The following is a 13,402-nucleotide window of genomic DNA, read 5'->3' as shown; positions in this document are numbered from 1 at the left end:
GATATATATGCTTTACTGTCGTCCGAGGCGGTCCATTAGGGCTGCTTCGGGCAACAACAAGGAAGGGGAAGTGACATAAGAAGGACTCACTATTTAGGCCAGCTTTCCCTTCCTTGTTGTTGTAGAGAAAGGATTGATCAGGATGAAGGGTCGTATTCACTCAATTGAAACATTTGGAACAGTAGATGGACCAGGCATTCGTTTTGTCTTGTTTTTACAAGGATGTGCCTTGCAATGCAAGTTTTGTCATAACAGAGATACATGGGACACAACTAAAGGAAAAGAAATGACTGTCGAAGAAGTTTTGGCAGAAATTGAACCATATTTGGCGTACTATCGCGCCTCAGGCGGCGGTTTAACAGTAACAGGAGGGGAACCATTGCTACAAACCCCATTCGTTGCAGAATTATTTAAAGCCGTGAAAGACAAATGGAACTTGCACACTACCCTGGATTCCTCAGGCTTCTGTGAGACAAGCAAATTGGGAAAATTAATGGAAGCTACTGATCTTGTTTTATTGGATTTGAAACAGATAGACCCTGAGAAACACATTTGGTTAACTGGTCAACCTAATGATCGCACACTTGCCTATGCGAAGTGGATGTCTGATCATGGTAAAAAAATGTGGATTCGCCATGTCTTAATTCCAGATGTAACCGATTCTGCAAGTCACTTGATTTCACTAGGACAATTTGTAGGGACCTTACAAGGTGTAGAAAAGATTGAAATCCTGCCATACCATGAAATGGGTATATACAAATGGGAGGAAATGGGAGAAGAATATCCGCTTGAGGGATATCGCAGTCCTACTGATGAAGAGGTTGAGCGTGCTTATAATCTGATTGAAAAAGGTAAAACTCAACAACTACAAGTAATAAAATAATTGATATAGATGATAGCTAAGTCCTTTGAGACCGGAGATGGTTTCAAGGGCTTTTTTGTATTCACTACACCAGTGTGCTTCTTTTTTATACATACTGTTCTACATGCTTCAATCTCAACAGGAGAACCTAAAGTTGTATAGGGCAGCTGATATGGCAACAACTATTTTAGTCAGGTTGAATTAAGCGGGGTGGAAAGAAGCCTTTTGCTAAGCAGTTTTATGGGTTGCAAATTAACTTTTGTCAACAATCATGATGACGATAGTGTACTTTCATTTTGTTGAATAAGCATAGGCATGGTTTTACTATTAAATCATAAGCAAACAAGACAAGTCATAACAAATCACACAGAGTCAACTAATCGATTATGACAAGCAACATTACAATAATTCGGTATTTGACAAGATGAGAGGAGCTTGGATATGAGGCAAACAATCGAAAATCAGACCCAAGAAAAGGGCGCTCGCGTAAAAATTCAAAAGTTTGGTCGTTTCCTAAGTGGAATGGTAATGCCAAATATCGGTGCATTCATTGCTTGGGGATTAATCACCGCGCTATTCATCCCTACAGGATGGTTGCCAAATGAAGAACTAGGTAAAATGGTTGGCCCGATGATTACATATCTTCTTCCCCTGCTGATTGGTTTCACAGGTGGTAAGATGATTTATGATGTTCGCGGTGGTGTATTAGGTGCCGTTGCAACGATGGGGATCATTGTCGGATCAGATATCCCAATGTTCCTAGGTGCAATGATCATGGGTCCACTTGCCGGTTATCTGATGAAAAAGGTTGACAGACTGTTTGAAGGTAAAGTAAAAGCAGGCTTTGAGATGCTAGTAAATAACTTCTCCGCAGGTATTCTTGGTGCCATTTTGGCAATCGCAGCATTCTTGGGAGTAGGTCCACTTGTTACTTACCTGACAAACGGTCTTGCATCTGGAGTACAGAGCATTGTAGAAATGGGATTGTTACCGCTCGCAAGCATTTTCGTTGAGCCAGCAAAAATCCTGTTCTTAAATAACGCAATTAACCATGGTGTACTTGGCCCGATTGGATTAGATCAAGCTGCTGAAACTGGTAAATCAATTTTCTTCCTAATTGAGTCTAACCCTGGACCTGGTTTTGGTATCTTGCTAGCTTACTGGTTAGTAGGTCGTGGAATGGCAAAACAATCAGCTCCTGGTGCTGCTATTATCCACTTCTTAGGTGGTATTCACGAGATTTACTTCCCTTACATTCTGATGAATCCTAAACTGATCCTTGCAGCTATCGCAGGTGGTATCAGTGGTGTGTTTACCTTCAATGTGCTAGGTGCCGGTTTGGTAGCTACAGCTTCTCCTGGTAGTATCTTTGCATTAATGGCGATGGCTCCAAAAGGTGGCATGCTGGCGGTATTAGCTGGTGTAGCTATTAGTACCGTTGTTTCTTTCTTAGTAGCATCCATCTTCCTAAAAGCATCTGCAAAGGATGAAGATGAAGAAGATTTGGCAAAAGCTACAGAAAAAATGAAAGCAATAAAAACAAATCAGCCTGCTACGACAGCTACGAATGCAGCAACAGCAACTGCGCCACATGCAGAGCAGAATGAGCTTCCACCTGCTGATCAGGTTAAAAAAGTAATATTCGCATGTGATGCTGGAATGGGTTCTAGTGCAATGGGTGCTTCTATCCTTCGCAAGAAATTCCAAAAGGCTGGAATCGATGTAGAAGTTACGAATAAAGCAATCAATGACCTGCCACAGGATGTAGATATTGTTGTAACACACAAATCGCTAACAGAACGCGCACAGCATACAGCTCCGAGTGCGCATCACATCTCAGTAGATAACTTCCTGGGCAGTCCTAAATATGACGAGTTGACTAACTATCTAACCAAATAAAAGAGGGGGAGCATCACTCCCCTTCATTTTTAATAGGAGAGGCGGTGTATAGATGCAGCTATCGTCGAGACAGCAACAAATCATCAACATCATGCTTCATGTCGATCAGGGAGTAACGGTAGGGAAAATTGCTGAAGAAATCCAGATTAGCCCGCGTACCGTACACCGTGAACTTCGAGAAATTGAACAGATTGTTAAAAGATATGACCTACAGTTAATCAAACGTTCCGGTATTGGCGTGATCCTTGAAGGAGAGGCAGCAGATAAACAGCGACTATCCGAAGATTTATTTCATGCTATATCAGGGGAATACACTGCGGAAGAGCGGAAATTAATGATCTTGTGCACGTTGCTTTCAGCAAATGAACCGATTAAGTTGTTTGTTCTCTCGCATAATTTGAAGGTTGCGGTTCCAACGATAACTAGTGACCTCGATCAATTGGAAGAGTGGCTCTCTTTGCACCAATTGCAACTGATTAGACGACGAGGATATGGAATTGAGATTAAGGGTACCGAAACAGCCAAGAGAGGAGCAATGATTTCACTCATTGCGAATAATTTTGATGAAAACAAGCTAATCGCTCTCTTAAAAGAGAACGTCCAGCATAAAAACGAAGCAAAGGTAAACAGTGCCTCAGAAAAGCTCTTGAATCTGATTCAAAAAGATAGATTAATAGCTGTAGAAAACGCGTTGAAAAATGTACGAAGCCAACTAGTTGTACCTTTGGCAGACAGTTCTTATATCGCGCTTGTTGTGCATCTCTCTCTGGTCATCGAGCGATTGATAAAAGGCGAAGAGATTGAGATGGATGAACTCTACCTGAATGAACTCACCAAGGAGCCAGAGTATGCGGTGGCACAGGAGATTATCAGAGAGCTGGAAGAGAGATTTTCCCTTCCCTTTCCCAAAGCTGAAGTTGGTTATATCACGATGCATCTCCAGGGAGCCAAGCTACGCAAGTCCCAACAGGATCTGCTTGATACCCATCATGCTGAGGTAACCATTATTGCTCAAAAGCTAATGGACGGAGTAGGCAAGGAATTAGGCATTAACTTTTATGAGGACCGCTCACTTTTACCAGGTCTACTAACTCACCTGGAGCCAGCATTACATCGTCTAAAACGTAATATGCGTATCAATAATCCATTACTTGAAAAAATCAAGGAGGATTATGGTCATGTATTTCGACCGGTAGCCGCTATAGCAGCGGAATCCTTTTCTGATTTACACGTACCTGATGAGGAAATTGGCTTTCTGGTTCTGCATCTTGGTTCTTCATTAGAACGAATAAAGCGTACGAAGAAAAATTATCGAGTGCTAGTAGTTTGCTCTAGTGGAATTGGTACATCGCGTATGCTGGCAAACAGAATTGAAACGGAGATTCCAGAGATTCATGTGTTACGACATGTTTCCTTGTTTGATACCAATCACATCGATCCGGAAAGCTATGATTTGATTATTTCAACCATACCTCTTCCCAAGGAACTGGAGCCTTTTGTTATTGTCAGCCCGTTTTTGGATAGAAATGAGATCAATATGATCCGCCATTTTTTAAGTGAGCTAGACATTACCATGTCAGAGTCAGAGATAGAACAAGAGGATCAAACCGTTGATCAAATTTTGTCACAACTGGAGAAAAACCAACAATATCTACAGGTTACTCTGGATATTTGCAGACAATGGCAACATGTGATGATCAACAACCAGGACTTGAATATCGAGCAAATCTTGCTGAAAATAGCGAAACAATTAAAACAGGATGGGATTTTACTTAATCCCAAGCGTGTAGTAACGCAATTGCTTGCTCGTGAAAAAATGGGTGGATTAGGTATACCAGGAACTACTCAGGTTTTGTATCACACCAAATCGGGTGAGATTTTGAAACCTTCCTTCTCCGTTGTCTTTTTGGAACATCCGATTACAAGGAGTTCCATGGACGGAAAAGAGATGAAGATAACAAAATTACTGGTACTGATTAGTCCCGAACCGATGTCCAGCGAAGGGACAGAGATCCTGAGTGAAATAAGCGCGTTATTGATAGAGGAAGAAACGATCGAGGTAATGGAAAATAGTAAGCCCGATCAGATTAAAGCATTTTTTATTAAAAAGCTAAAAAATTATTGTTACCAACAATTGAGAGAAAGAGGGGATGTTTCATGTTAAATATTCTATCTGCAGATAAAATTGCTTTAAACGCAAAAGTAGCAAACAAAAATGAAGCGATTGAACTAGCTGGTAAACTATTGGTGAACGCTGGTCATGTAGAAGAAAGCTATGTTGAAAAAATGAAAGAAAGAGAAGAGCTACTAACAACTTTTATGGGAAACGGTGTTGCGATTCCTCACGGTACTAACGATGCGAAGGAACTGATCAAAACTACAGGTATTTCTATTATTCAAGTTCCAAATGGAGTAGACTTTGGTGACGGAAATGTAGCTCGTTTCATTATTGGTATTGCTGGTGTAGGAGACGAGCATCTAGAGATTTTGTCGGAACTAGCCGTGCTAGTATCCGAAGAAGAAAATGTTGATAAATTGGTTCAGGCAGCAACAGCAGAAGAGTTGATGGCGATGATCCAGGAGGGAATGTAAAATGAGGGCTGTTCATTTCGGAGCGGGTAACATTGGACGAGGATTCATTGGTCTACTACTTAATCAGGCTGGCTATGAGATTTGTTTTGTAGATGTAAACCAGGACCTGGTTAATGAAATAAATAACCGTCGTTCCTATCAGGTGCAAATTGCGGGAGAAGAAATGTCAGTGCTCTCTGTAACAAATGTGAATGCAATACTTGGCACAGATGAACATGCTGTTGCAGAGGCAATTGCCTCTGCTGAAATTGTTACAACGGCAGTAGGACCTACCATTCTTCCCCATATTGCCAAGGCGATTGCTGCTGGATTAAAGGTTCGTATGGAACGTTCCGCTGCTACATTACCTGTAATAGCTTGTGAAAATGTAGTAGGTGGTAGCACGTTGCTGAAAGGACATGTTTATCAGCACTTAACAGCTAAAGAACAAGAAGCAGCAGATAAACAGATTGGATTCCCTGATTCTGCTGTCGATCGTATTGTGCCAATGCAAAAGCACGAGGATAAACTGCTCGTTACAGTTGAACCATATTTTGAATGGGTAGTAGATCGTTCTGCTTCAAAAGGAGATTTGCCAAAATCAGATGATATCGTTTACGTAGATGATCTGACTCCGTATATTGAGCGGAAATTATATACGGTTAATACAGGTCATGCAACAGCAGCTTACTTGGGGTATCTAAAAGGATATGAATTGATTGAAGAAGCGATTAAGGATACTGAGATTCGAGAAATAACCAGGTCAGCACAGCAAGAGACTGGCCGAATGTTACAAGCTAAATACGGTTTTAATGAAGAAGAGCACCATGCATATATTGAGAAAATCATCAGCAGATTCGAAAATAAGCACTTGCATGATGAAGTTACAAGAATTGCCCGTTCTCCAATTCGTAAAATTGGTCCAAATGATCGTTTTATTAGTCCTGCCAAACAGGCGTTACAATTTGGACAAGTGCCAACATCACTCTGTATGGGAATTGCGGCAGCACTCTCATTTGACAATGCAAATGATGTAGAAGCAATGGAACTGCAAGGGAGCCTGATGGAAAATGGACTGCAAGAGACGTTGATCAAATACTGTGGATTAGATCATGAAAGCCCACTTATCCAGTTAATCAGTGAGCAATATGCAAAAATCCAGGCAGAGAAAAAATAAGTGTTTGCCTCAACTTGAAACAGCGAAACACTCTGGGTCGCATGCCCGGAGTGTTTCGCTGTTTTTATGTAATGGAGAATATCCAACACTCGGATGTTATATTAATTTACAAAATATTACAATCAAAAACTTTTTGTCGAGAAAAAAAGATCGCAAATTATGGTAAAAAACAGGTAAAATAAAGATTAGTACCTACATACGGTTTTATAGGCAAAATGACAGAATCATATTTTGCAAGGAGGAATAATAATGCTACAAAAATTACAGGAAACTTGGGATCTGGAAAGTGTTTTTCCAGGTGGGAGTCAATCGAAAGAACTGGCAGCTTTTCTAGACCAGATCAAAAATTCAATCGTTTCCTTAACAGACACGCTGCGTAAATTGCCAGCACCAGAATCGATGGAGCAAGCTAAGCAGCTAGAGGATATTATTACAGCATGGCAGGAAATGAGAACTGATTTAGGGGAAGCGAGCAGCTTTGTTGAATGTCTGGTAGCACAAAATATTCATGATCAAAAAGCTATCCAGTTACGTGATCGTGTAAATCAATTAAGTGCTGGTGCTAAGGAAACAGCCACTTTGGTGGAAGAATATATCTTGAAATTCTCTGATGATCTATGGAAAGAGTTCCTGAAGCTTCCTCGCATTGAGTCGATTGCTTTTAATTTGGATGAAAAACGTAAGCTGGGAGCTTCCAAGCTGCCGCCAGAGCAAGAAATATTGGTGAGTAATCTGGCAATAGACGGCTATCAAGCATGGGAGCAATTATATGATGTAATTGTAAGTCGAATCTCCATTCCGTTTGAAAAGGATGGAAAAGAAGAAAAGTTATCTGCAGGTCAAGCTTTCAATAAATTGGTGGACTCTGATTCTACTGTTCGTAAGGAAATGTTTAAGAAATGGAAAGATGCATGGGAAAACAGTGCTGATCTATGCGCTGAGTCGCTGAACCATTTAAGTGGATTCCGTCTTGCATTATATCGTCAACGCAAATGGGATAATTTCCTGAAAGAGCCAGTTGATATTTGTCGTATGGACGAAAAAACGTTAGATGTGATGTGGCAGGTTGTAGAACAAAACAGAGAACGTCTCGTTCCTTATCTGAAGCGTAAAAAAGAATTGCTGGGTGAAGATCGTCTTTCCTTCTATGACTGGATGGCTCCACTTCCAGGCGGCAAAAGCAAAATGTCATATGACGAGGGTGCTAGTTTCATTGTAGAACACTTCCGTAATTTTAGTCCGAAAATGGCTGATTTTGCTGAAGTAGCGTTCAATAACCACTGGATTGAAGCAGAGGATCGTTCTGGTAAACGTCCTGGAGGTTTTTGCACAGACTTGCCTAAGAGTAAAGAAACTCGTATTTTTATGACATATGATGGTGGTTTGTCTTCGGTTTCTACCTTAGCTCATGAATTAGGTCATGCGTACCACTCTTATGTCGTGAAAGATCTACCTGACCTGGCTTCCAACTACGCAATGAACGTGGCAGAGACTGCTTCTACTTTTGCAGAATTAATTGTAAAGGATGCCGCTCTACAAAATGCCAAGTCCGACGAGGAGCGTCTAGCTTTAATTGATGACAAGCTAACAGACAGTGTCTCTTTCTTCATGGACATCTTCAATCGCTTCACGTTTGAAAAGAAATTTTATGAAGCGCGCAAGGATGGTATCCTAAGTGCAGAAGAAATTAGCAACTTAATGGAAGAAACGCAAAAATTCGCGTATGCAGGGGCATTGGATGATTATTTCCCTCAATTCTGGGGTGCAAAATTACACTTCTATATCAGTGATGTTCCGTTTTATAACTTCCCGTATACATTTGGCTTCATGCTAAGCGCTGGCTTGTTTGCTCGTGCTAAAAAAGAAGGAGCTAGCTTCGAAGATAAATATATTGACTTCCTAATGGATACAGGACGAATGAAGGTAGAGGATTTGGCAAAACAACATCTTGATGTTGACCTTACTCAACCTGAGTTCTGGCAAAGTGCTGTAGATGTTGCTTTGGGAGAAGTAGATGAGTTCCTTCGACTAAGTGATTCGATGGTAAAATAAGAGGAAAATGATGGTGAATGAGAGAAAGCTCGTAATGGGCTTTCTCTTTTGTATCATTAGAATGTAAAGGTAGAAAGGATTGTTACGTATGAAAGAAAGCACACAGCTTGATATAACGACCGTGGAAGGGATACTGAAGCATCCCGTATTTCATTCGTTCAACCAGTTATCTCAGATTCCAAGAGGATCTGGTAATGAACATGCAGTAAGTAACTACCTGATGTCCTTCGCTAAGGAACTTGGTCTTGATGCGATACAAGATGAAGCATTAAATCTCATCATTAAAAAACCAGCTACACAAGGGTTTGAAGCTGCACCTGCTATTATTTTGCAGGGGCATATGGACATGGTTTGCGAAAAAAACAAGGGTACTACCCATGATTTTGACAAGGACCCGCTACAATTACGCGTTAAAGATGGAATGCTATATGCTACGGATACTACTCTGGGAGCGGATAACGGAATTGCTGTTGCCTACATGATGGCATTACTATCGGATAAGAATGCAGAGCATCCTGCAATTGAAGCACTCATTACTACAGAAGAAGAGAGTACGATGGGTGGAGCGTTGGCAGTTGATTTTTCTAATATGGATGGTCAAATTTTACTTAATCTGGATGGGGAAGCAGAAGGTGTTTTATTGGTGAGCTGCGCAGGTGGTGTAACAGCTAGACAGCGGTTGCCGATAGAATGGGATAGGCTACAGGCAGATAGAAAGGCCTATCGTTTGTGGATAAGCGGGCTATTTGGCGGACATTCTGGTGCGGAAATACATAAAGAACGTGGTAATGCTAATAAATTGCTAGGAAGAGTGCTATCTGATGCTAGAGAGCAAATCTCCCTACAAATTCAGTATGTTCACGGTGGCATGAAAACCAATGCAATTCCGAGAGAAGCAGAGGCGATTATTTTCATTTCCATTGAACAGGAAGCTACGTTACAGGAAATTGTAGAAAAATGGCAGATGACTCTTCAAAAGGAGTTGCGTGTTCAAGACCCTAATGTACAAGTTTCTGTGGAGCAATTGGAAGCGATTGAATCAGCTCATGGGAAAGAGACGAAAGTACTTTCTGAAAAAACAGCATCTCTTTTACTTTCTTCCATTCTTCTTACTCCAAATGGTGTAAAAGCTATGAGTATGGATATTGAAAATCTGGTGGAAAGTTCAAATAATCTAGGTGTCATTCGAATAGATGGAGATATGATCCTGCTAGAAAATGAAGTGAGAAGCTCCGTTGCAACTGCCAAGGAAGCGATCGTAGAAGAATTGCGTGCATTAGCCACTCTAACAGGCGCAACTCTAGCAACAGATTCTTCCTATCCAGAGTGGGCTTATCGCCCTGATTCTATGATTCGTCCGCTTTGTGTAGATGTATATGAAAAGGTGTATGGAAAACCGGCTCAGGTAGAAGCTGTCCATGCAGGGCTAGAATGCGGTGTTTTTGCCGGTCATGCTCCTTATCTGGATATGATCTCGTTCGGTCCTAATATTTATGATCCACATACACCAGATGAGCATGTAGATATCCTGTCTACGATCCGTGTTTGGGAGTATCTCTTAGAAGTCTTGCAAGCAACGAAAGATCTACAAGATGTAGAAGCCGGTTGATCCATGCTATCATGGTAAGAAAAGCTTCAATTGAAGACTTTTCGAAGAAGCTGGTTCTTCCTTAGAGGATGTTTTTCATGCGTATCAGGAAGTGACCCTTCGAAGATTATAATTTCTGATACAGAAAAAAACGGGTACAGGCAGGGGAGCTAGCATGCAAACGGGAATGTCAGACCGATGGATGAGTCAAGTCCTTACACATATTATTCATTTATCGAAAGAGCATTTGCTGGTAACAGATGGAGATGGAATCGTTCGCTTGGTTGGACCTACCTCGGAAGAAATCTATGGAGTGAGCCAAGCAGAGTTACTGGGAAAAAATGTACGTGATTTAGAAAAAATAAAAGTCTTTTCTCCATCTGCTTCTCGCAAGGTGCTAGAGACAGGACAGCCACAAACTATGATGCAGGAGACTGTTAATGATCAAAAATTAATGGTCTCTGCTTTTCCCCTTTGGAGCGATGAGGGGAAGATGCTAGGTGTCATTAGTTTCACACATGACTTAACAGAAATTTTAGAATTAAAGCGACGTTATGAAACGTTGACGAGACAGATTAAAGAATTCGAGAATGAGATTGAAGAATTACGTGAAAAAAACGGTTCAGACCATTTTATCGCTGTTAGCAAAGCGATGAAAGAAGTAGAAAGAATGGTAGAAAAGGTCTCTGGTGTAGATTCAACCGTTTTGATTCTAGGAGAATCAGGAGTAGGAAAAAATGTTATAGCCCGGGAAATACATCAACGAAGCAGGCGAGCACACGGGGAAATGGTTGAAATTAACTGTGGCTCGATTCCTGAGGGTTTACTTGAGTCGGAATTATTTGGGTATGAAGCAGGTTCTTTTACGGGAGCAGCCAAGTCAGGTAAGCCGGGCATGATTGAACAAGCGAACCAAGGGACACTATTTTTAGATGAATTGGGCGAATTGCCTCTGCCGTTGCAGGCAAAATTATTGAAAGTCATTCAGGAAAAGCGGCTACAACGTGTGGGCAGCACCACATATCGAGACGTTAATTTTAGACTAATCGCTGCAACGAATCGCAATCTGGATGAAATGGTGAAGCAAGGAGCATTTCGCCAGGATTTATATTTTCGTATCCATGTTGTACCCATTTTCATCCCACCACTTCGGGAGAGACCGGAGGATATTTCAGCACATATTAAACGTACCTTGCACTCCTTACATGAACGATACGGTTTGCAAAAGCAATTATCTCGTAAAACATTACAGCTGTTACTTCATTACGATTGGCCAGGAAATGTGCGTGAGCTGGAAAATGTGCTGGAACGTATGGTTGTTATTTCTGATGATGATTTATTGGAACCAGGGGATCTTCCAGTGGCAATCATACCTTCCGATCATACGGTATTGCCACATGATCTACTTTTATCTGATCACCAACTTACCTTACAGGTGGCATTGGAAGCACTTGAGCAAAGAATGCTGAAAGAGGCAGCTAATTCCTGCCGTACTACGACGGAAATGGCAGAGAGACTGGGGATTAGTCAGCCATCTGTGGTGCGTAAATTGAAAAAGTACAAAATTGAGAGATTCAAAAATGAATAATTGAAGCAATACGGGACTATCCAATAAAGTTAAAGTAGGTTTGTGAGTTGTAAAAATGCGAGAGAAACAAGCTACTTTCATAATTAGTCTGGATAATCACATGTGATGTAAAAGGAATAACGATATTCATAATTGAATAATCTTAAGATATTTATTCAATTTCGAATAATAATCCGTATAAATTACTTGCCTTCACAAGCTTAATAACTCGGAAAATCCCTATTATCCCTTATTAATTCCTTTTTCAGGATATTGGCATGATACTTGCTAATATTCTTCAGTAAGAATAAATTAAGGGGGAACTTATATGGAAACAAAATTTGTATCGCTACAAACAAGCATACCAGGACCGAAATCTCAGGAACTGATTAATAAAAGAAACGCATACGTGCCAAAGGGTGTAGGAAACAGTGCTCCTGTATTTGTAGAAGAAGCAGAAGGGGCACTTATCCGAGATGTTGACGGTAATGTTTTGTTAGATTTTGCAGGTGCAATAGGTACGCTAAATGCTGGTCACCGTCCAGCGGAAGTTGTGGAAGCAATCAAGGCTCAATTAGATAAATATATTCATACGTGCTTTCATGTGGCGATGTATGAACCATATGTAGCGTTATGTGAAAAACTGTCAGAAATCACGCCAGGTACGTTTGCCAAAAAGACGATCCTGTTAAATAGTGGTGCAGAAGCAGTTGAAAATGCGGTGAAAATTGCTCGTAAATATACAGGTAAGCCTGGCATTGTTTCATTTAGTCGTGGTTTCCATGGTCGTACTCTCTTAGGAATGTCATTGACCAGTAAAGTAAAACCGTATAAGTTTCAAATGGGTCCGTTTGCTCCAGCTACGTATAAGGCAAAATTCCCGTATCCTCTTCATCGTCCAGAAGGTATGACAGAAGAAGCATATGCCAAATTCTGTGTTGATCAGTTCGAAGATTTTCTCTATACAGAGGTTGCTCCCGAAGAATTGGCTGCTGTTATTATGGAGCCTGTTCAAGGAGAAGGAGGCTTTATTGTACCGCATAAAGATTTTGTGCAAGGAATCTATCAGATTTGCCGCAAGCATAACATCTTGTTCATAGCTGATGAGGTACAAACTGGTTTTGGACGCACAGGTACTATGTTTGCTTCCACACAATTTGATATTGAGCCAGATATTATTACGATGTCCAAGTCGCTTGCTGCTGGAATGCCAATCAGTGCGGTAACAGGACGTGCTGAAATCATGGACGCTCCTAATCCAGGAGAAATCGGAGGCACGTATGGTGGTAGTCCACTTGGTTGTGTGGCTGCACTTGCTGTCATTGAGATGATGGAAAGAGAGAATTTGCCTGAGCGTTCCAACAAAATTGGAGAGATGATCACAGCTACCTTCGAGAAATTGAGGCAGCATGTGCCTATTATTGCAGAAGTACGTGGGTTAGGTTCTATGTGTGCTATCGAGCTGTTAGACCCAGCGACCAAACAACCAATGAAGGACTTCACAGCAGCCTTTACCAAAAAACTATGTGAACGTGGGGTCATTACACTCTCAGCAGGGGTTCATGGAAATGTAATCAGATTTTTGGTGCCACTCGTAATATCTGATGAACAACTAGAAGAAGGCTTGCAAATCATGACAGGTTTAATGAGTGAAATGTATCAAAATTTGTTGGCGGAGGTATAAGA

At 41.1% G+C, this 13,402-nt stretch carries 9 protein-coding genes; all 9 read left to right on the top strand.

Going from position 1 to position 13,402, the window contains the following annotated elements:
• Positions 1-142: 142 nt before the first annotated feature.
• The 9 genes from pflA to gabT all read left to right on the top strand — a co-directional run bounded on the left by pflA (position 143) and on the right by gabT (position 13,400).
• Positions 143-883 (top strand): pyruvate formate-lyase-activating protein, encoded by a 741-nt coding sequence (gene pflA / locus LM917_RS02470; protein WP_232695857.1) that lies wholly within the window; start codon positions 143-145, stop codon positions 881-883.
• 420 nt (positions 884-1,303) lie between these two features.
• Entirely contained in the window at positions 1,304-2,761 is a 1,458-nt protein-coding gene (locus LM917_RS02465; protein ID WP_232695856.1) for a PTS mannitol transporter subunit IIBC, read from the top strand.
• A gap of 52 nt (positions 2,762-2,813) precedes the next feature.
• Positions 2,814-4,925, top strand: a complete 2,112-nt coding sequence (locus LM917_RS02460; RefSeq protein WP_232695855.1) for a BglG family transcription antiterminator — start codon at positions 2,814-2,816, stop codon at positions 4,923-4,925.
• Positions 4,919-5,353 carry a PTS mannitol transporter subunit IIA gene (locus LM917_RS02455; RefSeq protein ID WP_232695853.1) on the top strand — a complete coding sequence of 145 codons (435 nt, stop codon included), beginning with the start codon at positions 4,919-4,921 and terminating at the stop codon, positions 5,351-5,353. The genes LM917_RS02460 and LM917_RS02455 overlap by 7 nt, the downstream gene beginning before the upstream one ends.
• Before the next feature lies 1 nt (position 5,354).
• Positions 5,355-6,509, top strand: a complete 1,155-nt coding sequence (locus LM917_RS02450; RefSeq protein ID WP_232695852.1) for a mannitol-1-phosphate 5-dehydrogenase — start codon at positions 5,355-5,357, stop codon at positions 6,507-6,509.
• 249 nt (positions 6,510-6,758) lie between these two features.
• On the top strand, positions 6,759-8,561 hold the full coding sequence (locus LM917_RS02445; RefSeq protein WP_232695851.1) for a M3 family oligoendopeptidase: 1,803 nt from the start codon (positions 6,759-6,761) through the stop codon (positions 8,559-8,561).
• Positions 8,562-8,649: 88 nt separating this feature from the next.
• Positions 8,650-10,170 (top strand): aminoacyl-histidine dipeptidase, encoded by a 1,521-nt coding sequence (locus LM917_RS02440; protein WP_232695850.1) that lies wholly within the window; start codon positions 8,650-8,652, stop codon positions 10,168-10,170.
• Positions 10,171-10,324: 154 nt separating this feature from the next.
• Positions 10,325-11,737, top strand: a complete 1,413-nt coding sequence (locus LM917_RS02435) for a sigma-54 interaction domain-containing protein (RefSeq protein ID WP_232695849.1) — start codon at positions 10,325-10,327, stop codon at positions 11,735-11,737.
• 307 nt (positions 11,738-12,044) lie between these two features.
• Positions 12,045-13,400 carry a 4-aminobutyrate--2-oxoglutarate transaminase gene (gabT, locus tag LM917_RS02430; protein ID WP_232695847.1) on the top strand — a complete coding sequence of 452 codons (1,356 nt, stop codon included), beginning with the start codon at positions 12,045-12,047 and terminating at the stop codon, positions 13,398-13,400.
• Positions 13,401-13,402: the final 2 nt, after the last annotated feature.

Origin of the sequence: Brevibacillus daliensis, assembly GCF_021245735.1 — a bacterium.
GTDB classification, from domain to species: domain Bacteria; phylum Bacillota; class Bacilli; order Brevibacillales; family Brevibacillaceae; genus Brevibacillus_B; species Brevibacillus_B daliensis.
Note: the sequence above shows the minus strand (reverse complement) of the source record. Positions and strands in the feature narration are given on the sequence as shown.